Origin of the sequence: Pseudomonas sp. IT-P74, from assembly GCF_949768175.1 — a bacterium.
GTDB lineage: Bacteria > Pseudomonadota > Gammaproteobacteria > Pseudomonadales > Pseudomonadaceae > Aquipseudomonas.
Map to the genome: position 1 here is coordinate 319768 of NZ_CATKQD010000033.1, position 21258 is coordinate 341025.

Annotated in this window: 21 protein-coding genes and 3 pseudogenes; 13 read left to right on the forward strand and 11 right to left on the reverse strand. The window is 56.9% G+C overall.

Features of this window, described 5'->3' with window-relative positions; genetic code table 11:
- Window positions 1–28: 28 nt before the first annotated feature.
- Both ACM6J5_RS17870 and ACM6J5_RS17875 read right to left on the reverse strand, forming a co-directional pair.
- Complete coding sequence (locus ACM6J5_RS17870) at window positions 29–1450, reverse strand: sensor histidine kinase (protein WP_095942669.1); 1422 nt, start codon at window positions 1448–1450, stop codon at window positions 29–31.
- Entirely contained in the window at window positions 1440–2159 is a 720-nt protein-coding gene (locus ACM6J5_RS17875; protein WP_095942670.1) for a response regulator transcription factor, read from the reverse strand. The genes ACM6J5_RS17870 and ACM6J5_RS17875 overlap by 11 nt, the downstream gene beginning before the upstream one ends.
- A gap of 215 nt (window positions 2160–2374) precedes the next feature.
- On the opposite strand from ACM6J5_RS17875, the gene ACM6J5_RS17880 reads away from it, so the two are divergent.
- The 4 genes from ACM6J5_RS17880 to ACM6J5_RS17895 all read left to right on the forward strand — a co-directional run bounded on the left by ACM6J5_RS17880 (window position 2375) and on the right by ACM6J5_RS17895 (window position 7132).
- Window positions 2375–5128 carry a response regulator gene (locus ACM6J5_RS17880; protein WP_095942671.1) on the forward strand — a complete coding sequence of 918 codons (2754 nt, stop codon included), beginning with the start codon at window positions 2375–2377 and terminating at the stop codon, window positions 5126–5128.
- Window positions 5129–5223: 95 nt separating this feature from the next.
- Window positions 5224–6216 (forward strand): 2-hydroxyacid dehydrogenase, encoded by a 993-nt coding sequence (locus ACM6J5_RS17885; protein ID WP_414929068.1) that lies wholly within the window; start codon window positions 5224–5226, stop codon window positions 6214–6216.
- Window positions 6217–6293: 77 nt separating this feature from the next.
- Entirely contained in the window at window positions 6294–6728 is a 435-nt protein-coding gene (locus tag ACM6J5_RS17890; protein WP_095942673.1) for a hypothetical protein, read from the forward strand.
- Window positions 6728–7132: an META domain-containing protein gene (locus tag ACM6J5_RS17895; RefSeq protein WP_095942674.1), complete on the forward strand. Its 405-nt coding sequence runs from the start codon at window positions 6728–6730 to the stop codon at window positions 7130–7132. Before ACM6J5_RS17890 ends, ACM6J5_RS17895 begins: the two co-directional genes overlap by 1 nt.
- 40 nt (window positions 7133–7172) lie before the next feature.
- Here ACM6J5_RS17895 and ACM6J5_RS17900 read toward each other — a convergent pair whose 3' ends face one another.
- Window positions 7173–7640: a TlpA disulfide reductase family protein gene (locus ACM6J5_RS17900; protein ID WP_095942675.1), complete on the reverse strand. Its 468-nt coding sequence runs from the start codon at window positions 7638–7640 to the stop codon at window positions 7173–7175.
- A gap of 114 nt (window positions 7641–7754) precedes the next feature.
- On the opposite strand from ACM6J5_RS17900, the gene arsC reads away from it, so the two are divergent.
- The 3 genes from arsC to ACM6J5_RS17915 are packed head-to-tail and all read left to right on the forward strand — an operon-like array spanning window position 7755 to window position 9128.
- On the forward strand, window positions 7755–8108 hold the full coding sequence (arsC, locus tag ACM6J5_RS17905) for an arsenate reductase (glutaredoxin) (RefSeq protein ID WP_150672588.1): 354 nt from the start codon (window positions 7755–7757) through the stop codon (window positions 8106–8108).
- Entirely contained in the window at window positions 8105–8701 is a 597-nt protein-coding gene (wrbA, locus tag ACM6J5_RS17910; RefSeq protein ID WP_095942677.1) for an NAD(P)H:quinone oxidoreductase, read from the forward strand. Before arsC ends, wrbA begins: the two co-directional genes overlap by 4 nt.
- 1 nt (window position 8702) lies before the next feature.
- Complete coding sequence (locus tag ACM6J5_RS17915) at window positions 8703–9128, forward strand: DUF2069 domain-containing protein (RefSeq protein ID WP_150672587.1); 426 nt, start codon at window positions 8703–8705, stop codon at window positions 9126–9128.
- Between the two features lie 100 nt (window positions 9129–9228).
- Here the strand turns inward: ACM6J5_RS17915 and ACM6J5_RS17920 are convergent, their stop codons facing one another.
- The 3 genes and pseudogenes from ACM6J5_RS17920 to ttcA (ACM6J5_RS17930) all read right to left on the reverse strand — a co-directional run bounded on the left by ACM6J5_RS17920 (window position 9229) and on the right by ttcA (ACM6J5_RS17930) (window position 11810).
- Window positions 9229–9903, reverse strand: a complete 675-nt coding sequence (locus ACM6J5_RS17920) for a DNA-3-methyladenine glycosylase I (RefSeq protein ID WP_095942679.1) — start codon at window positions 9901–9903, stop codon at window positions 9229–9231.
- Window positions 9904–10050: 147 nt separating this feature from the next.
- A pseudogene (gene ttcA, locus ACM6J5_RS17925) lies at window positions 10051–10752 on the reverse strand (tRNA 2-thiocytidine(32) synthetase TtcA); the annotation flags it as partial.
- Window positions 10753–10916: 164 nt separating this feature from the next.
- The gene (gene ttcA, locus ACM6J5_RS17930) at window positions 10917–11810 is read right to left on the reverse strand and encodes a tRNA 2-thiocytidine(32) synthetase TtcA (RefSeq protein WP_127929377.1); all 894 of its coding nucleotides are present in this window, start codon (window positions 11808–11810) and stop codon (window positions 10917–10919) included.
- A 1044-nt stretch (window positions 11811–12854) separates the two neighbouring features.
- Here ttcA (ACM6J5_RS17930) and ACM6J5_RS17935 point away from each other — a divergent pair.
- Window positions 12855–13138: pseudogene (locus ACM6J5_RS17935) on the forward strand (transposase domain-containing protein); the annotation flags it as partial.
- Window positions 13139–13700: 562 nt separating this feature from the next.
- Here ACM6J5_RS17935 and ACM6J5_RS17940 read toward each other — a convergent pair.
- The 3 genes and pseudogenes from ACM6J5_RS17940 to ACM6J5_RS17950 form a co-directional block, all read right to left on the reverse strand.
- Window positions 13701–13906, reverse strand: a pseudogene (locus tag ACM6J5_RS17940) (group II intron reverse transcriptase/maturase); the annotation flags it as partial.
- A 231-nt stretch (window positions 13907–14137) separates the two neighbouring features.
- Window positions 14138–14362 carry a hypothetical protein gene (locus ACM6J5_RS17945; protein ID WP_127929378.1) on the reverse strand — a complete coding sequence of 75 codons (225 nt, stop codon included), beginning with the start codon at window positions 14360–14362 and terminating at the stop codon, window positions 14138–14140.
- A gap of 103 nt (window positions 14363–14465) precedes the next feature.
- Window positions 14466–14720: a DUF2790 domain-containing protein gene (locus ACM6J5_RS17950; protein WP_127929379.1), complete on the reverse strand. Its 255-nt coding sequence runs from the start codon at window positions 14718–14720 to the stop codon at window positions 14466–14468.
- Window positions 14721–15331: 611 nt separating this feature from the next.
- Here ACM6J5_RS17950 and ACM6J5_RS17955 point away from each other — a divergent pair.
- The 5 genes from ACM6J5_RS17955 to ACM6J5_RS17975 are packed head-to-tail and all read left to right on the forward strand — an operon-like array spanning window position 15332 to window position 18673.
- Window positions 15332–16267, forward strand: coding sequence for an MBL fold metallo-hydrolase (locus tag ACM6J5_RS17955; protein ID WP_127929380.1), 936 nt, complete (start codon window positions 15332–15334; stop codon window positions 16265–16267).
- Between the two features lie 14 nt (window positions 16268–16281).
- Entirely contained in the window at window positions 16282–16584 is a 303-nt protein-coding gene (locus ACM6J5_RS17960; protein WP_008041665.1) for a hypothetical protein, read from the forward strand.
- The gene (locus ACM6J5_RS17965) at window positions 16581–17414 is read left to right on the forward strand and encodes a DUF692 domain-containing protein (RefSeq protein WP_008041667.1); all 834 of its coding nucleotides are present in this window, start codon (window positions 16581–16583) and stop codon (window positions 17412–17414) included. The genes ACM6J5_RS17960 and ACM6J5_RS17965 overlap by 4 nt, the downstream gene beginning before the upstream one ends.
- Window positions 17411–18070, forward strand: a complete 660-nt coding sequence (locus ACM6J5_RS17970; protein WP_008041669.1) for a putative DNA-binding domain-containing protein — start codon at window positions 17411–17413, stop codon at window positions 18068–18070. Before ACM6J5_RS17965 ends, ACM6J5_RS17970 begins: the two co-directional genes overlap by 4 nt.
- A gap of 12 nt (window positions 18071–18082) precedes the next feature.
- Entirely contained in the window at window positions 18083–18673 is a 591-nt protein-coding gene (locus ACM6J5_RS17975; protein ID WP_008041676.1) for a DoxX family protein, read from the forward strand.
- A 269-nt stretch (window positions 18674–18942) separates the two neighbouring features.
- Here the strand turns inward: ACM6J5_RS17975 and ACM6J5_RS17980 are convergent, their stop codons facing one another.
- Both ACM6J5_RS17980 and ACM6J5_RS17985 read right to left on the reverse strand, forming a co-directional pair.
- A complete protein-coding gene (locus ACM6J5_RS17980; RefSeq protein ID WP_032832643.1) occupies window positions 18943–19815 on the reverse strand; it encodes a LysR family transcriptional regulator in 873 nt (290 codons plus the stop codon).
- Between the two features lie 196 nt (window positions 19816–20011).
- Window positions 20012–21169, reverse strand: coding sequence for a TDT family transporter (locus ACM6J5_RS17985; RefSeq protein WP_127929381.1), 1158 nt, complete (start codon window positions 21167–21169; stop codon window positions 20012–20014).
- Window positions 21170–21258: the final 89 nt, after the last annotated feature.

The following is a 21258-nucleotide window of genomic DNA, read 5'->3' on the forward strand; positions in this document are numbered from 1 at the left end:
GGCTCGCTCCCACAGAGGGCTGAGGTGATCACACAATTTGTGGTTGAAACACGGTCAATGTGGGAGCGAGCCTGCTCGCGATGGCGTTGTCACTGACATCGCCATCATCCGCCAACAACCGCATATTCAGGCGCAACCCGGTCCCGGTGTTCTGCGCCCACAGCTGTCCGCCCTGACGCTGCACCGCGTTTCGGGCGATGCTCAAGCCGAGGCCGAACCCACCATCCCCCGGCCGCGAACCGTCCAGTCGGGTAAACGGCAGGAAGATCCGCTCCAGATCAGCTTGCGCCACGCCGCCGCCGTGATCCTCCAGCCACAGGTGCCAGAAATCGCCATCACGCCGACCGCCCAGTTGGACAATGCCTCCCGCCGGTGAATGCCGAATCGCATTACGCAGAATGTTTTCCAGCGCCTGGGCCAGGGTGTTGAGATGACCGCGAACCCAGCAGGATGCATCCACCGTGCATTGCAACTGCGTATCGGGCCAACCACTTTCATAGCAGGCGTTCTCAGTGAGCATTTCCCACAGGGCCTGGACCTGGATCGCTTCGTCGGGCAACCGGGTGCGTTCGGTATCGAGCCACGCCAGTTGCAATGTGTCTTCCACCAGGCGCTGCATGCCATCGACCTCACGGCCGATGCGTTCGCGCAAGGCTTCGAGCCCCTGTTCACTTTCACTGGCCACGCGCAGGCGGCTCAGCGGCGTACGCAATTCGTGGGACAGGTCGCGCAATAACTGTTGCTGCAAGGCCACGGTGCTTTGCAGGCGCTCGGACATGTGATCGAACGCCCTGCCCAACTCGCCCAGTTCATCGGAACGATTGGTGGTGCGGCTCGACAGTCGTACGTTCAGTTGACCGGCACGCCAGGCATTGGCCTGTTCACGCAGGCTGTTGAGCGGCACCACCAGCAAGCGATACAACCCGACGCACAGCAGCAAGGTGAACATTCCCGGAATCACGCCGTTGGTGATCACCCGCCAGAACACCCGGTAACGCCCGGGTACGAAGCGCTTGGGCAACTCGATCACCAGGCTGCCGGCGGACGGGTCACCGGGAAACGGTATGCGCATCCAGGGTTGGCCTTTCTTGTGGATCGGCCAATCGAGGCCGCGCAAAAAAGTCAGGCGCTCGACTTCCTTGTCTGTCAGCGATTGGTTGCTCAAGGACTGCAAATCACCGCCGATTACACCGACCCAGCCTTTTTCCCGCTGATGCATGCCTTGCAGCCAGTCATCGACACCGGCGCCCTGCCGCTGCCGCCATGCCTGCTCGGCCTCGGCGGCATAGCGTGTCAGGGTGCCACGGGCCTCATCGGAGAGGAACTGGTTACGCTGCTCCATGTACCGACCCCAGGACCAACTCAGCCAGATCATCAGCAGACAGAAAGCGACCAATAGACAGGCCAGTTTCCAGAACAGCGAATGCCTGCCCGGCAAATTACATTTCATCGGCGGCGCTCAGGATGTAGCCCTTGCCCCATACCGTACGCACTTCGCGCTCGGTGTAGCCGATGGCCTTGAGCTTGCGACGGATCTGGCTGATGTGCATGTCCAGGCTACGGTCATGGGCCGCATAACCGCGTTGCAGCACCTGTTGATAAAGGAAGGCTTTGCTCAGTACTTCATCGGTAGTGCGGTGCAACGTCTCCAGCAACCGATACTCGCTGCGGGTCAGGCCGCCAGCCTGTTCCCCGTAAAAGACCTCGAAGCTTTCATCGTCGAAACGCAGGCTGTCCATCGAAGGAGCAGGCGCTGTCGGCACCGGCCGGCGGTCGAGTGCCACCCTGCGCAGAATGGCTTCGATGCGCACCCGCAACTCCACCATGCTGAAGGGCTTTGGCAGGTAATCATCGGCCCCCAGGCGAAAGCCGCTGATACGGTCGGCTTCGGCACCGAGGGCCGACATCAGCAACACCGGGGTGGAATGGCTCTGACGCAACTGGGTCAGTACCGCCAGACCGTCCATGCCCGGCAGCAGAATATCCATCAACACCACATCGAAAGGCTGCCGGCGGGCAATGTCCAGGCCCTCCTGGCCGTTCTGGCACCAGGTCACCTGAAAACCGCTACGGTCCAGGTGCTCATGCACGTAGGCGCCGAGCACAAGGTCGTCTTCGATGGACAGGATTCGCGGGAGGCCGGCAGTGATGGGAGTCATGACTATCTGCAAATAATTCTCAGTTGAGCGATTATTCAAGATTGCCTCGTCAGGAGCAACCTGCGGTTGGCCTATATCACCAATGACTCGTCCTGGCCGACGAATGACTGCATCATTTTTACGAGGATTGCCCGCAAGCAAATCGCTACACTGCGCAAGGGATGCATGGTGGATGCATGTGCAGGTCAATAAATTGCGGGATGCAGGAGAGATGCGTGCTCAAGAAACTGGGAATCAAAGGCCGCGTGCTGTTGCTGACCCTGCTGCCAACCAGCCTGATGGCGTTAGTGCTGGGGGGATATTTTACCTGGATGCAACAGGCTGACCTGCAAACCCAGCTCATGCAGCGCGGCGAAATGATCGCAGAGCAGTTGGCTCCACTGGCGGCGCCAGCCATGGGCCATCAGGACAACGAACTGCTCGAGCGCATCGCCACCCAGGCCCTGGAACAAACCGACGTACGGGCGGTGACCTTCCTGGCTCCTGACCGCACGCTGCTGGCCCACGCCGGCCCGACCATGCTCAACCAGACACCTTCCGGCAGTGGCACGCAGATGCTGCGCCGCAGTGGCAGCGATGCGACCCGCTATCTGCTGCCGGTATTCGGCAAACACCGCAACCTGGCCGGAGACGTGATTCCCGAAGAAGCCGACCGCCTGCTGGGCTGGGTCGAGCTTGAACTGTCCCACAACAGCATGCTGTTACGTGGTTACCGCAGCCTGTTCGCCAGCCTGATGCTGATTGCCGGGGGGCTGACGGGGGCGGCATTGCTGGCCCTGCGAATGGGGCGCACGATCAATCGGCCGTTGAGCCAGATCAAGCAGGCCGTGGCCCAACTCAAGGACGGTCATCTGGAAACCCGCTTGCCGCCCCTCGGCAGCCAGGAACTGGACGAACTGGCCTCCGGCATCAACCGCATGGCCGGCACCCTGCAGAACGCCCAGGAAGAATTGCAGCACAGCATCGACCAGGCCACCGAAGATGTGCGCCAGAACCTGGAAACCATAGAGATCCAGAACATCGAGCTGGACCTGGCGCGCAAGGAAGCCCTGGAAGCGAGCCGGATCAAGTCCGAATTCCTGGCCAACATGAGCCATGAAATCCGCACGCCGCTCAACGGCATTCTCGGCTTCACCCACCTGCTGCAAAAAAGCGAGCTCACCCCGCGCCAGCTCGACTACCTGGGCACCATCGAAAAATCCGCCGACAGCCTGCTGGGCATCATCAACGAGATTCTCGATTTCTCGAAAATCGAGGCCGGCAAACTGGTGCTCGACCATATTCCGTTCAACCTGCGCGACCTGCTGCAGGACACCCTGACCATCCTCGCCCCGGCCGCCCACGCCAAGCAGCTGGAACTGGTGAGCCTGGTGTACCGGGACACACCGCTGTCACTGGTGGGCGACCCGCTGCGGCTCAAGCAGATTCTGACGAACCTGGTGAGCAACGCGATCAAGTTCACCCGCGAAGGCACCATCGTCGCCCGCGCCATGCTCGAAGAAGAACACGAAGACACCGTGCAGTTGCGCATCAGCATTCAGGACACGGGCATCGGTCTGTCGAACCAGGACGTACGCGCCCTGTTCCAGGCCTTCAGCCAGGCCGACAACTCGCTGTCGCGGCAACCCGGCGGCACTGGCCTGGGCCTGGTGATTTCCAAGCGTCTGATTGAACAGATGGGCGGCGAGATCGGTGTCGACAGCACGCCGGGGGAAGGCTCGGAGTTCTGGATCAGCCTGAGCCTGCCGAAAACCCGCGACGATGCCGAAGACCTGCCCTGCGCGCCCTTGCTCGGGCGCCGGGTGGCGGTACTGGAAAACCACGAGCTGGCGCGGCAGGCATTGCAGCATCAACTGGAAGACTGCGGCCTCAGTACCACACCGTTCAATACCCTGGAAAGCCTGACCAATGGCGTCACCGCCGCCCACCAGACCGACCAGGCGATCGACCTTGCCGTGCTCGGCATCACCAGTAACGACATGCCGCCGGAACGCCTGAACCAGCACATCTGGGACCTCGAACATCTTGGCTGCAAAGTGTTGGTGCTGTGCCCGACCACGGAACAGACGCTCTTTCATCTTTCCGTGCCCAACCCCCACAGCCAGCTCCAGGCGAAACCGGCCTGCACCCGCAAGCTGCGACGCTCCCTGTCTGACCTGGTCAGCCCGCGTCCGATGCGCAGCGAACCGGGCGAACCGCTGTCCAGTCGCGCCCCGAAGGTGCTTTGCGTCGACGACAATCCGGCCAACCTGATGCTGGTGCAGACCCTGCTCGAAGACATGGGCGCCAGGGTACTCGCGGTAGAAAGCGGTTATGCCGCCGTCAAGGCTGTGCAGAACGAGACATTCGATCTGGTGTTGATGGACGTGCAGATGCCCGGCATGGACGGTCGCCAGAGCACCGAGGCGATCCGCCAATGGGAAAGCGAACGCCATTGCACGCCTTTGCCGATCGTGGCCCTCACCGCCCACGCCATGGCCAACGAAAAACGCGCGCTGCTGCAAAGCGGCATGGACGACTACCTGACCAAACCGATCAGCGAACGGCAATTGGCCCAGGTGGTGCTGAAGTGGACCGGCCTGGCGCTACGCAATCACAGCCCGGAGCGCTCCGGCGATGGGCATGCTGGCGCTCAAGACCTGCTGGTGCTCGACCACGAGGAGGGCTTGCGCCTGGCCGCCGGCAAGGCTGACCTGGCTGCAGACATGCTGGCAATGCTGCTGGCGTCACTGGAGGCTGACCGCGAAGCCATCCGACAGGCTCAGCAAAGCAATGACCACAACGCCCTGATCGAACGGGTCCATCGCCTGCATGGCGCGACGCGTTACTGCGGCGTACCGCAATTGCGTGCGGCCTGCCAACGCAGTGAAACCCTGCTCAAGCAACAGGACCCGAAAGCCGGCGTGGCACTGGATGAGCTCGACCGGGCAATCAATCGCCTGGCGGCCCAGGCGCGTATGAATGCTTGATGCAGCGCAATCGCGAAGGGTTGCCGGCAAGCTAACCTGACGACTGTCGAATGCCGGCTTGCTCAACGGCGCAGGCCACCTTCAAGGAGCACCGCATGCGTACGATACTTTTCAGCAGCCAGAACTACGACCGCGACAGCTTCCTCGCGGCCGAGCAACCGCCCGGCATCGAGCTGCAATTTCAGCCTGCGCGCCTGAGCCTCGACACGGTGGCGCTCGCCCAAGGGTATGAAGCGGTTTGCGCATTCATCAATGATGACCTAGGCGCGGCGGTACTCGAACGCCTGGCCGCCGGTGGCACACGCCTGATCGCCCTGCGCTCGGCCGGTTACAACCATGTCGACTTGCCAGCGGCAAAGCGACTGGGACTGGCCATCGTGCGCGTCCCGGCCTATTCGCCCCACGCCGTGGCCGAACATGCCGTAGCGCTGATCCTCGCACTCAACCGCCGCTTGCCCCGCGCCTACAACCGCACTCGCGAAGGGGATTTCAGACTGCAGGGGCTGACCGGTTTCGATCTGGTGGGCAAGACCGTCGGCGTGGTCGGCACCGGTCAGATTGGCGCCACCTTCGCCAAAATCATGGGCGGATTTGGCTGCCAGTTACTGGCCTATGACCCCTACCCCAACCCACAGGTCGAAGCCCTCGGCGCGCGCTACCTGAGCCTGCCGCAATTGCTGGCCGACTCGCAGATCATCAGCCTGCACTGCCCGCTCAACGAGCAGAGCAGGCACTTGATCAACCGCGAGTCCCTGGCGCACATGCAACCGGGCGCGATGCTGATCAATACCGGACGTGGCGGCCTGGTGGACACCCCGCCACTGATCGACGCACTGAAAGACGGACGCCTGGGTTACCTGGGGCTGGATGTATATGAGGAAGAGGCGCAGTTGTTCTTCGAGGACCGCTCCGACCTGCCGTTGCAAGACGACGTACTGGCCAGGCTGCTGACTTTTCCTAACGTGATCGTCACCGCGCACCAGGCCTTCCTGACCCGCGAAGCGCTGGACGCGATTGCCGCCACCACAATGCGCAACATTGCAGCCTGGACGGCGGGCACCCCGGAAAACCAGGTCACGGGCGACTGAAACGGATCGAAGGTCATCTGCCTGCGCGATGCGGCGTGCAAGCCCGTGCTAGCATATCGCGCATATTTGGAGGACCCATGGTCGAACACGATTTCCGCTACAGCCTGATGAACCCGCAACACACCCTCACCGAATGCCGCGCCCTGGTGCCGGGGCGCTATCAAGTCACCGGCAACGGTGGTTCGATTCGCAACAATGACGTGCTGGTCGTGACCCTCAAGGGTGCCAGGGACTTGTCCATGCGCCTGACCGTCGAAACGGTTCGCCACCTGATCAACCCTCCCGGCCAATGGGTCGCGGTGGCCAGTGGCCCGGTGTTCGGCGAACTGGCCATCCACACCTGGCAAGTGAACTGTGACAGCTGCGCCAAAGAGCTGAGCTTCGAGTTCGCCGTCGATGCCAAGCTGGGCAACAAGGCCGAAAAACCTGCCGCCACCGCAAGGATTGCCGAATTGGGCTGGACCACCGTTGGCGAGAAACACCTGTGCCCGAAATGCCAGGAGCCTGCGTGATGAAACGCCTCGCTGTGAGCGCCATGGTCGGCGCCAGCCTGCTGGGCTGCGCCGCCGAGCCGGTGCAGCTTGAACACAATCGCAGCTACATTCTGGAGTGGATCGGCGAGCGACCGTTGATGGACTACAGCCACCTGACCATCACCCTCGGCGAAGACGGCCGGGCGTACGGCAATGGCGGCTGCAACCACTGGTTTGCGCCGTACACCCTCGATGGCGACAAACTGACTTTCGGCAAAATCGGCAGCACCCGCAAATTGTGCGCGCCGGCGCTGATGGAACAGGAAAAACGCTTCCTTCAGGCCCTGGAAAACGTCCAGCGCTGGGACGTCTCCCCGATCGAGCAGATCCGCTTCTGGCCAGCCGAAGGCAAGCCGCTGCGTTGGTGGCTTGAGGAGGGTTGATCGTAGCCTTGCAGGAGCCGGCTTGCCGGCTCCTGCAAAATCAATTCTTCGCCTGCAACGCCTCAAGCTTCGCCATCACCCCCGCCGCCGTCTGTTCACCCATCAACTGCTCACGCACCTTGCCCTTGTCATCGATGATGTAGGTCACCGGCAACGCCTCGCTGCGCGGCAGCTCGAACAGTTCGGAAGGATCCTGGGCCAGCACGGTGAACCTGATCCCCAGTTTCTCGCTCGCGCCCTTCAGCTCTTGCCCCTGGACATTGTCGAAGTTGACCCCGAACACACCGATTTTCTTGTCCTTGAGCTGCTCGGCCAAGGCATTCAACTCCGGTATCTCGGTACGGCAAGGCCCGCACCATTCTGCCCAGTAGTTGAGCACCAGCCATTTGCCGTCCAGTCGGTCGGCGGCGATCTTGTGGCCGTCCTGGTCGATGCCATAGTCATTACCGCAGCCCCCCAGCATCAACGCTCCGATGATCGCCAATGCTGCTGCCAGTCGCCTTGTCATGTCGTGTTCCTTGTCAAAAATAAAATGCGCCTGCGACCCATCGCCTCTCACGGTTCTGGATTGCGCGCTGCACAGTTAGAATAGCTGCCACCTTACGCAAGATGCGACCCGCTCATGACCGATCTGACGCTTTATCACAACCCGCGCTGCTCGAAATCCCGCGGTGCGCTCGAACTGCTTGAAGCCCGTGGCCTGACCCCGACCGTGGTCCGCTATCTGGAAACCCCGCTGGACGCCGCGCAGATCCAGAGCCTGCTGGGCAAACTCGGGATCAGCGCGCGGCAATTGCTGCGCACCGGCGAGGACGAGTACAAGACCCTCGACCTGGCTGACAGCAGCCTGAGCGAAGCGCAGTTGATCGCCGCCATCGCCGCCCACCCGAAACTGATGGAGCGACCGATACTCGAAGTCGGCGACAAGGCCATCATCGGCCGCCCACCGGAACAGATCCTGGAACTGTTGCCATGAGTGCACCGTACATTCTGGTTCTGTACTACAGCCGCAGCGGCTCGACCAACGAAATGGCCCGGCAGATCGCCCGTGGTGTCGAACAGGCCGGGCTTGAGGCCCGCCTGCGCACGGTGCCGGCGATTTCCTCCGAGTGCGAAGCCGTTTCGCCGGAGATTCCCGACGAAGGCGCACTCTATGCCAGCCTCGACGACCTGAAGAACTGCGCCGGCCTGGCGCTTGGCAGCCCGACCCGCTTCGGCAACATGGCCGCGCCGCTCAAGTACTTTCTCGACGGTACCAGCAACCTGTGGCTGACCGGCGCCCTGGTGGGCAAACCGGCCGGTGTGTTCACCTCCACCGCGAGCCTGCACGGCGGCCAGGAAACCACCCTGCTGTCGATGATGCTGCCGTTGCTGCACCACGGCATGCTGATCACCGGCCTGCCCTACAGCGAATCGGCACTGCTGGAAACCCAGGGCGGTGGTACGCCATACGGCGCCAGCCACCACGCCGGCGCCGATGGCAAAAGCGGTCTGGATGCCCATGAAGTGGCGCTGTGCCGCGCGCTGGGTATGCGCCTGGCCAAGACTGCACAGAAACTGGAGAGCTGAGGTGGCCAAGAAACCGAAGATCCTGCCCGCCCTCGAATGGCTCGAACCACGGGTCAAGGCGATGCGCGCCATCAGCCTGCTGTGTTTTTTCGGGCTGGTGGGATTGCTGTGTGTTTACTACCTGGCGATTGCCGATCTGCACGGGGCACGCCCCTGGGTGATCCTGTTGATCGAATTGGTGCCACTGCTGATTCTGGCACCGGGGATGATCATCGGCAGCCCTCGCGGGCATTCGTGGATGTGCTTCGTGGTGAACCTGTATTTCATCAAGGGCGCATTGGCGGCCTATGACCCGAACCGGCAAGTATTCGGTTTGCTGGAGATGGGCGCGAGCCTGGCGGTGTTTTGCTCGGCGTTGTTGTATGTGCGGTGGCGGTATCAGTTGAACCGCAAGCTGGCGGGTGAAGGCGAAATCTCTGTCGCCTGATCTGACGCCATCGCGAGCAGGCTCGCTCCCACAGAGGATTTTGTGAACGACACACATCCAATGTGGGAGCGAGCCTGCTCGCGATTGGAGCGACTAGGTCTCAATGATTCACTGTGTAAGCCAGCATCATCGAAATCTGGCTCATCGGCCGCCCGCCACTTTCTTCATGCCACTGGTTGAACACGTCCTGGACCAACGCCAGGTCGCGCAGACTGCTCGGTACCTTGTCGATGATGTCCTGCGCATTCAACGCCGCCACCACGTCATAGCTCGGTACAAAGGTGTCCTTGCCGATCATCCGCAAGAAGCGCGGGGCCGACAGCCCGCCCAACTGATGCCCGCGCTTTTTCAGGAAGGTCCAGAGCCCGACGATATCGGTCACCGGCCAATCGGCGATCAGCGCACCGAAGCTGCCTTTTTCATGGGCCACATCCAGTATGAACTGCGCATTACGCGGTACGCTCTTGAGCTTGCCCAAGTGACGGATGATCCGCGTGTCCTGCATCAGGCGCTCAAGGTGCTCGGCGCTCATCAGCACGACTTTTTCCGGGTCGAACTTGAAGAATACTTCTTCGAAGGCCGGCCACTTGGCATCCACCAGGCTGTGCTTGAGCCCGGCGCGGAATACCCGCAGCGCCATCGTCGAGAGGTAGCGGTCGTCGCTGATCTTGCGCAGTTGCGCCGGGGTCTTGGGAGCGGGCAGATGGGCTTCCAGTTCAGCCGCCGAACCGAAGCGGTTCAGACAGTATTCATTGAGCCACTTGTAATCGCGCATGCCCTCTCCTGAGAATTGAAAAATGAACTGCCAACTTGTGACAAAACCTGTGGGAGCCAGCCTGCTGGCGATGGCGGTGTATCAGTCAACCATGATGGGTCTGACACACTGCAATCGCCAGCAGGCTGGCTCCCACCGTAATTGGGGTTAGAGGTTGACCACGTTGACGAACCGCGAGGCCGCTGATTCGTCGATCTTCAGGCTGGTGAAGTCGAACAGATTGCGATCCGCCAATTGCGACGGGATCACGTTCTGCAGGCTGCGGAAAATGCTTTCGGTACGGCCCGGGGTCTTGCGCTCCCAGTCCAGCAGCATTTCCTTGACCACCTGACGCTGCAGGTTTTCCTGGGAACCACAAAGGTTGCACGGGATGATCGGGAATTGCTTGAAGTCCGAGTAAGCCTGGATGTCTTTTTCGTTGCAGTAGGCCAGCGGGCGGATCACCACGTTGCGACCATCGTCGGCGCGCAGTTTCGGTGGCATGGCCTTGAGCGAACCGTTGAAGAACATGTTCAGGAAGAACGTTTCGACGATGTCGTCACGATGGTGACCGAGGGCCATCTTGGTCGCGCCGATTTCATCGGCGAAGGTGTAGAGCGTGCCGCGACGCAGGCGCGAGCACAGCGAGCAGGTGGTCTTGCCTTCCGGAATCAGCTCCTTGACCACCGAATACGTGTCTTTCTCGACGATGTGGTACTCGATCCCCAGGTCCTTGAGGTAGGCCGGCAGCACGTGCTCCGGAAAGCCCGGCTGCTTCTGGTCCATGTTCACGGCCACGATCTCGAACTTGATCGGCGCGACCTTCTGCAAGTGCATCAGCACATCGAGCATGGTGTAGCTGTCTTTGCCTTATAGCTCAAGGATATCCTAGAAAACAGTACACTCATGCTCGTAACCCTATAATTTTACTATGTTTTACGAATAAGATTATTTACAAAAAAAATCGATAATGTAAATTTCATGGTTTCGCAAGTTCCAGAACCTCCCTTTCCTCAAAAAAAGACGTTGAACCTTTACAAAACCTGGACGACATCTATCCAGTTTTCAACGCGGGAAGAAGAAACCGTTGCGTCATCAAACTTATAGGGTGGCCGGTCTTCCGATCTGTCAATAGACAGATTTACGAAGTCGAACAGACTGCGATCGGCCATCTGGGAAGGGTTTACGCTTTGTAAGCTGTGAAAAATATTTTCCACGCACCCGGGATTTACCGAGTCCCACTCCGCAATCATCGATTTAATTTTTTTCCTTTGGAGATTCTCTTGTGAGCCGCAGAGATTACATGGAATGATCGGATACGCACTATCAGCAGCGACCTTCGCTACATCTTTTTCTCGGCAATAGGCGAGCGGCCGAATAACGATATTCCTCTTATCGTCACTGAGAAGTTTAGGCGGCATCCCTTTCATCTGCGCTTGGAAAAACATGTTGAGAAATAAGGTCTCAACCATATCATCCATATGATGTCCAAGCGCCAATTTAGTAGCCCCTATTCCCTCGGCAAAACTATAAAGCGTACCCCTTCTGAGTCTTGAACAAAGAGAGCAGGTTGTTTTACCCTCAGGAATCTTTTGCTTGACGACTGAATAAGTATCTTTGTCAATTATATAATAATCAATCCCTTTACTCTCAAAAAACTCAGGCAAAATATGCTCAGGAAACCCAGGTTGCTTCTGATCAAGATTTACGGCTACAACGCTAAATTTTATGTGCGCAACGCGCTGGAGGTGTAGCAGCGCATCCAGCATTACAAATGAATCTTTGCCACCACTTACGCACACCATAACTTTATCGCCGTCGTCGATCATTGCGTAATCTACAACAGCCTTTCCGACATTACCACGCAGCTTTTTACGACGAAGCTCTGCCGCCTTATTTAATTGAGCTGTACTTTCATCTATCATCATAGCTTTAAGCTCCTACCAATAACTTAGAAGTTTAGAAATAACCCCAATGAAAAAAAACACGCCACCTAAAACATCCACATTCTTGCAACGAGTTCAGATAGCTAATTAACGCAAAAACAAAGAACAGAAAGCCCATAACAAATAACATACATTAACACAGACACTTCACATCTTATCTAGACGCTTAAAACTCGAAAATGAGATAAAGCGAACGATATCTGACTTGGCTGCATCATAACAAGATTGTGTCTACGTTTTAAGTGCACCCTGACCAACGATCGTTTTCAGCTTCGCTAGGGCGCCTCAGTGATTGACTACATCGCGGAGTACTGCTGGTGACCAGGGTTGATTGGCCTCAAAGACACTCATGGCGACAGATCATCCTCTACCATTTGGGACGGCAGCAGACGCCATCAGTGCAGCTGGGATCATCAAGCGCACGTAACGTCGTTGGTGATTGCAGCGTTATCGGGACTGTGATTGGGCGCTGTCGAACAAGCCGGATGCGGATCTGGTCATCAAGGCGTTGGACATGGCTTACGAACAGTGTGGCAAGCCTCATCTGCCGAGAAAAGGATTAGTCCATATCGTCAATGAGCTCGCGTGTCGCGGCTTGTGTGATCCGCTTTTACCGGGTACGGACGATAGCGATGACCTGATCCGTGCCTTTCGGCTGAAAATAGGCCAAGCAGCGGATACTGTCCGTCGAGTAACGACTGATCGACAACTGATCATCTTGCTCGACGCGATCGATAACGCCGGCGAACAGGCGAAAGACCGAGGCGAACCGTCTTTTCCAGAACTGCTGCTTGCAAGCATAAGTCACGGCGGTGCGCTCACGGGAGTACAACTAGTCGTTAGTTCGCGCACTCATCGACGCGTAGCTGCGACCGGGGGGAGCTGCATGCGAAAAGTTCGAGTAAAAGCCGTTCACTATCCAAGAAACTGGCGAGTTTCTGCGCCAGCGTCTCGATGGGCACACTGAAGCCAGGACTCACGTGTACAGTCCCGATCACGAGGTAATCATCGGCTACAACGTGCAGAGCCATCAGCAGAGCCTTGGACTACAGCCTGAAACGCTGGACTGCGCTGTCGCGCTATCTCGAAGACGGGGCCTTGCCCAATGATTGGGCCGAGAACCAGATCCGGTCGTGGGCCGTGGGTCGTAAGAACTAGTTTTTGCAGGTTCGCTGCGCAGCGATAAACGGGCGGCGGCGATCATGAATTTGATCCAGTCAGCGCGACTCAACAGGCATGATCCGTATGCTTATTTGAAGGACGTCCTCACGCGCCTGCCGATGCAGCGGGCCAGTAATATGGCGCAGTAGCTGGCGCATAACTGGTAACCGATTTAGTCGCGCAAGACGGGGCGGCACCAACAGCTGTCGCAGTATAAAAAATAGCCAGCGTAAAAAGGGTTGTATAAACCTTTCTGGATCTATCTATCTTCATAGCCGTTCAATATCCGGAGAAATAAATGAAGAAGATGACAGCTGAATTATCCGGTTGATATAAGAAGATTCTTAAAATCAGAAGCGTCGAGCTGACAGGGTTTAGTGCGCACTCGTAAAAGCGTCCGTCGCTGCAAGATACTGTAACAACTTAAATTTGGCATGGAATGCAATTGCAAGTCCAATAGCCCCTTTACAGGGAGACAGCCATGCTTACCACTCAACTGATTTTGTTGGTCGTTTTTGGAGTCGTCGTCACCGCTTGGGGTGCCAGACTAGATATAAATAATCACAGGAAGGAAAAAGAAGCTCAGCGAGCACAGAACAACGATCAGCACTAATCCCGCGTCATAAGCAACTAATAAAAGATCAGCGCTAGTTGAGTTCCCCTTTTTTAGCCTCGGCTGTTGGTGCCAGCTCATCCCGCAACCCAAGTAATAATGCCATCGGCACACGGTGCGCCCTTGTTGCTGACTACGCGCTGAAACGCACGCTTAAGGTTGACGGGTGCAACCACCCGCGCCATAAGCGTGTCCGACTCCGCGATCGTCCACGTCACGGACGCCGTCGATGCTTGACCCGTGTCAGAGTCTTCCTCGGATACCATCCGGGACTCGGAGTAACAGTTTTCTTTTGGAATATAATCTGCGTTTCACATGCTTCCTTCAGATTCGCAGTCACCCGCGACACCCGTACCTCTGGCTTCTTCCCCTTGCCGGGAGTACAGAGAGTTTCTCCACCAAGTCACCAGCGGGGCCACCACAGCCAAGCTGGTTGCGCTAACGAGCAACGCCCGTATTATCGCGCGCTAAATTAAACACCAAATCCAAGTTAGCCGAGTGTAAAAGAAGTGAATGTCGGGAACGGCTCGAATGATCAGATATCGGGCTGTTGCTTCTGTTCAATAGTGTCTGCTGCAGAAGAATCGTTGTATTTGGTCTGGGCTGCCAAGGCCTTTTGCGCGGCGTCAGTGTGGGCCTCCACCTGGCTGGCCTGGAACGCCTCCCAACGGGCGCGGGCCCGGTCAGAACCGTCTTCGGCAAAGGCAGCGGCAGAGATGACGGACAATAGGCCGGCCATGACAAGGGTGGACAGTTTCATAGAATTAATTTCCTGAGGTAATAACGGAGGGTGTCGCTTGGGCGATATGAAATTTATAAATGGCACTTTAGGAAGTGTCGTTATTAATTGACCGCAGTGATCATCAGTTTTCGTTCGGGCAACCTCCTTGAACCAGATAGTCCAAAACATGCTCCCGCCCCTGATGGTCCAGGTAATCGAGACGTGCGGGAATCACACCGCACTGGCCCGATGTATCAGTAACTGATATGACTTTTGCGATATCCATAGAAACATAGAAGCCAGTCTTGTCGTGAATCACCGGTGAATTCTCAGTAGTATCGGCAAAAACTAAACCGCTGGTGAGCAAGGTAGCAAATCCAAGCATAAACAACTTCATTTAATTACCTCTATATTTTTGTAGTTTCTTGTTAGCTGATAATGAGCCTACAGCAACTAACCCGACAGAAATAATCTACGAACAGAACAATGACAAAGTTATAGTTCAATCTCGCCCCATCTTAAGATTCATGAGCTGTAACTGCATGAGATGTGTATAGGGCTAATGAGCCGAACACTCACAATTGAGATACCGCCTAGAAAAGTCTGATTCCCCATCGGGATGAAAGGAAGGAACGACCTCCTGAGACAAGTTCAGCGCGAAAAAAGGGACGACAAATGACCATGGTATTTCCATTAGCAAGTAATGCGGGATGAGTCGGTGATTAATTCGAATTTATTCTTCCACTTTCACCCGACATGCACGATGACATTTTTCGCATGTGCGCCATGCCCTATCGGCATGGCTTGCGTCCCCCTGCCCAACGAGAGTTTGAAATCTACCTATGCGGCAACATCGCCTTAATGCATACCAAAAAGGCATGCGACCTATCAAAAACAAGCAATGGTGCATATGTCAGCTATCGATAACGATGTGTCACACCTCATTGGTGCTGCTCGGCACCACTCGGTGACCCGCACATTCCACTTCAGTCCGCTTGGAGCTTCACTGTGAAAACAATCTTGCGAATCGCCACCGCTCTTAGTTTGGCGGCACTCTCCTGCGGTGCATCCGCCGCTACAACTAGCTGTGACACATCGCATTCCATGAGCATTCAACTGCTCGGTTCTGGTGGCCCAATCTCTGACGACGCTCGTGCATCATCGGGGGAGATAGTCTGGATTGATGGAAAGTCGCGACTGCTCATTGACGCTGGCGGTGGTACGTACCTGCGCTTTGGCCAGGCGCATGCCCGATTGGAAGACCTGAACTTCATCGGCATTTCGCATTTCCACACAGACCATAGCGTCGACTTACCCGCCATCTTGAAGGGCGCGTATTTTATGGCCTCGGGTCACACAACCGCACTGGTCGGTCCGGATGGATCTGACTCATTCCCGAGCATGACGGAATTCTTCCATGACACGTTTGCTGCCAAAACGGGCTCGTTTGCCTATCTCGAGGGTCTGCATGATGGCAGTGATGGGCTGAATCTAAAGATCAGCCCGATTATCAACGTGGATCGCCACGCCGAGAAAGCCTCCCTCGTCTATCAAGACGCCGAGGTTAAGGTTTATGCGTACGGCATTCCGCACGGTGATGTGCCGACCTTGGCATTTCGCATCGAAGGCAAGTGCGGCACGATCGTGATCTCCGCGGATCAGAACGGCAGCCGTGCCGGGTTCGTCGACTTTGCCAAGGGCGCTGACATTTTGGTTATGCCAGCTGCCATCGATGACGATGCCGACGACACCTCTAAATTCCTCCATGCAACACCCACGGTCGTTGGCAAGATTGCCGCAGCCGTCAATCCCAAAATGCTCATCCTCAATCACTTCATGGGTAAGTCTTTGAAGAATAAGGATAGCAACGTCGAAATTATCAAACGCTACTACCACGGCCCGGTTTACGCAGGTCGTGATCTGTCGCGCTTCGAAATGCCATGACTCAGGAGCATCCAATGAAACACACCTTCGCACTATCCATCGCCGTAGCTTCGCTCGCCTCGCTCGCCGTCATCAGCCAGCCGGCTCACGCCGGTGAAACCCCACCACCGGCCACTGCCAAGACCACCACGGGTGGTGGCAAGTGTGCCAGCGGTAAGTGCGGCACCGAGAAGATCTACGGCCAGGCCAAACTCAGTCAGGACCCACAGGGTCGCTTGGTCCGCACACGTGACGGTAAATGTGGCCTGACCGCTGAGGGTTACGACATCGCCGAAACGACCCAGAAGAAGCTCTCCGAAGGGGTTTGTGGCCAATGATCATCCAAGGACGAGGGCTTGGGCTCCGACGTGAGTTTGCCTCGTCTCTCGCCAACGGCCCCATCCGGAATGACTTCGACTTTTTGGAAGTCGTACCCGACAACTGGATGGGGTTGGGTGGAGAGAGCATGGAACAACTCGACGCCATCGCGGATAAATATCCAATGGTTGCACACAGCTTGAGCCTGTCCATCGGCGACGCACAACCGCTGGATATGAATTACTTGAGCGCAGTGAAGACCTTCCTGGACAACTACGACATTGCGATCTATAGCGATCACGTCAGCATGTCACGCGATAGCCGCGGCTACCTTTACGAGCTGATTCCGGTAAGTCGCACGCAGGCCAGCCTGCAGCTGATGGTCGATAAGATCAAGGCAGTGCAGGATTACCTGTCCCGGCGTATCGCGCTGGAGAACATCTCCTACTACTACGATGAGGAGGGGCAGATGGCCGAGACCGAATTCATCGCTCGGCTGATCGACGCCTCAAGCTGCGGACTGCTATTGGATGTCAACAATGCGTATGTGAACTCGCGCAATCACGGATTCGATCCGCACGCATTCATAGATGCATTACCAACGGATGCGGTGACTTACTTTCACGTTGCCGGCCATCTGGATAATGGTCCTCAAGAGCGGGTCCTGGATACCCATGGAACCGACGTTTCGGTCGCCGTGCTTAATCTGGGTGCCTATGCGGTTCATCGGTTCGGTGAGCAGCCCATTGTGCTGGAGCGCGACAACAATATACCCAGCCTTGACGAGCTATGTGAGGAACTGCGCGGCATCCATGAGGCCATGACCGGCTCGACCGGGAAACTGCAATGAACGTTCGCATCGCACCAGAGGTCACCAGCGAAGCAGAGCGTCGGTGTCAGGCCGTTCGCCGCGGTGATCTCGGCCCGTATGGAGAGTTGGTCCGGGTGAACGCGCAAGAGCTAGTCACCACGATGTTCCCACGGTTTACCCAACATCGCGGTGCCGAGCGCCTGCGCCAGGATATCGACGCATTTTACAAATGCTTTGGCGCAACGCGGGCCGAATTCATTCACCTTGCGACCGAGTTTGTCCGCTTCATGCAGCCGCGCCTGCCGCCAGGTATCGGGCGGCCCCTTATCGAGTACGAATGGATGCTGTTTGACGTAGAGGTCGATAAGACCCCAGTCCCCTATCCCGATGGACAGGAGGCGCGTCGCCCAACCCATGTTTACCTCAACCCCACCGTGCGATGGCTGGCCACTCCCTTTGATCTGCATACGGACGACCAACATGCGGCGCAGGCACTGCTAAACCACGATGCGCCTTATGCCTATGCCATCTTTCGCACATTCGACCATAGGGTCATGACGCAAAGGCTTTCAAATCACGACATCGCAGAACTGTCCTCCTTCACAGACGGCGAGCGGCTCATATCGCCACAAGAGTCAGCACACTGGTTCACCCACGCGCTTGCGCACGAACTCATTACTTCACACCACGAATAGTAAGGCATCACCATGGCTAAACTGATCGCACTTCTGAATCGCGGCCTCGAAAAGTCCAAAAAGTTGGATTTCGTAGCGCTCCTTTCCATCCGTTTGTATCTGCTGCCGACCCTCTACGAGGGCGCCCACGCCAAAGTTACCGGCTTCAGTGGACTGGTCGAGTGGTTCGCCACTCCAGCGGCTCAAGGCGGTCTCGGCATGCCTTTGCCCACGCTGATGGCCACGCTTGCTACGGGAACCGAAGTAGCAGGACTGATCTGCATTGCCCTGGGTCTGTTCACCCGCATCGTCACTATCCCATTGGCGATATTGATGACCGTCGCCGGTCTGGCTGTCCATTGGTCCCACGGCTGGGCCGCGATTGCCGACAAATCCACCGAAGCCAGTATGCGGCTCAGTGGTCTCATGACTTGGCTGCAACAATCCTTTCCGGGCCGCTTCAACTATGTAACGGAATTGGGTGACCCAATAATCCTCAACAACGGCATCGAATTCACGGTGACCTACGCCATCATGATTATGGTGCTGTTCTTCTATGGCGCAGGTCGCTATGTCAGCGCAGACCATTGGCTGGCCAAGATCTTCCCGCGTTGGCCGAAGTGACCATATAGCTAGCGTGGCGGTTCGATTCAGGACGCGCCAGGTAGCCCCTTGGTCAATGTCACCAGGCATTTTCATCAACGGCCGGCGGCGGGTAACAGCTAAACCCAAGCCGGGCCCGTGGGTTCCGTTTAATTAGCTTTGGGCTGAGTTCGCTACTCAGCCCTTTTTTTGCCTCTTCACAAAGTTCCAAAAGACACAGAAACGAGAACGCCATTTGATTGATGATATTCGCGCGAGCACATACATCTGATAAGGCGCTCTCATCCGGCTCACCCGAGCAAGGAGAGTAATTCGCGCTCGGCCGGCCCATCAGGGACAGCCGCGCGACGCACAATACTCAACGTTCGGCGTAGCGTGAGCTGCGCGCAGGGTAGAGGGATGAGTACGTCATTGGCCACTTCATCGGTGATACTGATGGAGGGCAGCCAAGCGATACCGCCACCATGAATGGCAGCCTGTTTGATGGCCTCGGTGTTGCCAAACTCCATGATTGATCCTTGCTGCACACCCAGGTCTTCGAGTACTGCCGCCACCAATTCGCGGGTGCCCGATCCCACCTCGCGCATCAGCAATGGCTCGTCATCGATATCCCCGGGTTTAATGGCGGTAGCATCGGCCAACCGGTGCCACGCGGCGACCACTGGCAGCAAGTCGTCCTCGCGAAAACGGGTAGCGGTCAATCCTTTTATATGCAAAGGACCTTCAATAAAGCCCAGCGAATAGCGCATATCTGCAACGGCTTCAGAAACCTGTTCCGTGTTATTCACGAAAAGACTGACCTTTACACCTGGGTTGTTATTGCGAAAACGTGCAAGAACGCGCGGCAAGACATAGGTGCCGATAGTGCTGCTCGCCGCTATGGATAAGTGCCCAATCTTGGCGCTTTCGAGTTCCTTCATTGCTAGGTCAGCCGTTCTGGCAATATCAAAGAGCCGATCGGCATATCCGGCAAGAACGTCGCCGGCATGCGTCAAACGCATACCACGCGGTTGGCGTTCAAAAAGTGTTAGACCGAAGCGCTCCTCAAGTTTTCGCAATTCGCGAGACAACGCTGGTTGCGAAATGTGCAACGCCTTTGCACAGGCCGTGATGCTGCCGGTCTTGGTAATCGTATGAAAGATTAAGAGATGATGAAGGTTCATTTAAGGGAAATAATCATGGCTATAAGCGAATGCTGGCGGGTACTCAGACGTTCCAGGATCTGGACGATGCAGTCAGCGCTAATGAAACAGCACTCACTTGGCACCCAGGCTGAGTAAATAAAGAGAGGTCATGCAGGAGGTCAGGTTGGCCGCTGACCTCAGGCTCGCAAGCCTGAGGCCGCTATTGATGAGTTGACTATTTAGCCAAAGACGCCAGGCATGGCGAGACGAAAAGATGTCCTCGATACGCGCCAGCAATCGTCCTGGAAACCACGATCAACCACAGGACCGCCAACACCAACACCAAGCATCCGCCAAAAACATTGAAAAAGATGGAATGCAGAATAGCGCCCAACTTGAGAGTCGTGAGGGCATAGACGCCGATAGGAAAAGTAAACCCCCACCACCCCAGATTAAAAGGAACACCCGCCTTAAAGTAACGGACCGTGATGAGGGTGGCCATTGCCATCCACCACAACCCTAGGCCCCAGAAAAGAATGCCGGAAATCAGGCCAATGCCTTGAGCAACCTCGCCAATCCCTTGCAATCCCTGCACCGAAAAGATCGCGGGAGCGTCACTGCCTATGACCAGCATGCCCAACGCACCCGTACCGATAGGCCCCAGGGATAACCAGCTGGATGCAGCCATGCTTTCGTGGGGAAGTTTGTGCAACGCCATGCGCAACAGCAGGATGACCAGAATGCTCAGCGCGACAGGAACCGAATAGGCCCACAGTACATAGCTGGTAATCAACATAACAAATTGCGCGCCGGTATCGAGCAGGTGCGGAGCCAGCGCCCCACCACTTGCAGCCGCGACTTCCGCAGCGACAACTGGCAGCAACCAGACGGCCGTCATTTGATCGATGCTGTGCTCTTGACGGGTGAACATCATGTAAGGAATCAGCACACCGCAAGCGAGCGCCATGACCACATCAATCCACCATAGGGCCTCAGCCAACGGTATGACCGCTGAGCCCCAACGAGCACCGCCGAACACTATAAGACCATTGATAAGGGTCGCAAGCCCCATCGGAATAGTGCCGAAGAACATCGAGACCGTGGAGTGCCCGAAGATCTGCTTGGCCTCGTCAAAAAACATGATCCACCGAGCCATGTACATCGCACTGAAGGTACAGAACAGAAGGATATTGAACATCCAGAGCCCTTCAGCAATGGACCTCAAGCCAGGGATGGCTAGAGGAAACTGAGCCAGGGCCAAGGCAAGAATGCCGGTGCCCATGGTCGCTGCAAACCAGTTCGGCGTGAATTGGCGTATCGCATCGCGAGGTCGACTCAAATGGCTAAGGGGTTTGGCTCCCGCATTGATAGTTGCGAGATCTTTAAGCGACATGACAATCTTCCTGATGTATGTGTGGCTGAGCGTGCGCTCATTTTTTGGGTGAGTTGCTTATCGCAATTTCGCGGTTCGGCAAAGAACAG

Bases quoted from the DNA above. Each gene is read 5' to 3' on its own strand.
- ACM6J5_RS17985 (WP_127929381.1), bottom strand. From the start codon at position 21,169: ATGTCGCTTAAAGATCTCGCAACTATCAATGCGGGAGCCAAACCCCTT.
- arsC (WP_150672588.1), top strand. From the start codon at position 7,755: ATGACCGATCTGACGCTTTATCACAACCCGCGCTGCTCGAAATCCCGC.
- ACM6J5_RS17920 (WP_095942679.1), bottom strand. From the start codon at position 9,903: ATGCGCGATTACAAGTGGCTCAATGAATACTGTCTGAACCGCTTCGGT.
- ACM6J5_RS17945 (WP_127929378.1), bottom strand. From the start codon at position 14,362: ATGAAACTGTCCACCCTTGTCATGGCCGGCCTATTGTCCGTCATCTCT.
- ACM6J5_RS17965 (WP_008041667.1), top strand. From the start codon at position 16,581: ATGATCATCCAAGGACGAGGGCTTGGGCTCCGACGTGAGTTTGCCTCG.
- ACM6J5_RS17870 (WP_095942669.1), bottom strand. From the start codon at position 1,450: ATGAAATGTAATTTGCCGGGCAGGCATTCGCTGTTCTGGAAACTGGCC.
- ACM6J5_RS17875 (WP_095942670.1), bottom strand. From the start codon at position 2,159: ATGACTCCCATCACTGCCGGCCTCCCGCGAATCCTGTCCATCGAAGAC.
- ACM6J5_RS17900 (WP_095942675.1), bottom strand. From the start codon at position 7,640: ATGACAAGGCGACTGGCAGCAGCATTGGCGATCATCGGAGCGTTGATG.
- ACM6J5_RS17895 (WP_095942674.1), top strand. From the start codon at position 6,728: ATGAAACGCCTCGCTGTGAGCGCCATGGTCGGCGCCAGCCTGCTGGGC.
- ttcA (WP_127929377.1), bottom strand. From the start codon at position 11,810: ATGATGATAGATGAAAGTACAGCTCAATTAAATAAGGCGGCAGAGCTT.
- ACM6J5_RS17970 (WP_008041669.1), top strand. From the start codon at position 17,411: ATGAACGTTCGCATCGCACCAGAGGTCACCAGCGAAGCAGAGCGTCGG.
- ACM6J5_RS17885 (WP_414929068.1), top strand. From the start codon at position 5,224: ATGCGTACGATACTTTTCAGCAGCCAGAACTACGACCGCGACAGCTTC.
- ACM6J5_RS17950 (WP_127929379.1), bottom strand. From the start codon at position 14,720: ATGAAGTTGTTTATGCTTGGATTTGCTACCTTGCTCACCAGCGGTTTA.
- wrbA (WP_095942677.1), top strand. From the start codon at position 8,105: ATGAGTGCACCGTACATTCTGGTTCTGTACTACAGCCGCAGCGGCTCG.
- ACM6J5_RS17960 (WP_008041665.1), top strand. From the start codon at position 16,282: ATGAAACACACCTTCGCACTATCCATCGCCGTAGCTTCGCTCGCCTCG.
- ACM6J5_RS17980 (WP_032832643.1), bottom strand. From the start codon at position 19,815: ATGAACCTTCATCATCTCTTAATCTTTCATACGATTACCAAGACCGGC.
- ACM6J5_RS17975 (WP_008041676.1), top strand. From the start codon at position 18,083: ATGGCTAAACTGATCGCACTTCTGAATCGCGGCCTCGAAAAGTCCAAA.
- ACM6J5_RS17890 (WP_095942673.1), top strand. From the start codon at position 6,294: ATGGTCGAACACGATTTCCGCTACAGCCTGATGAACCCGCAACACACC.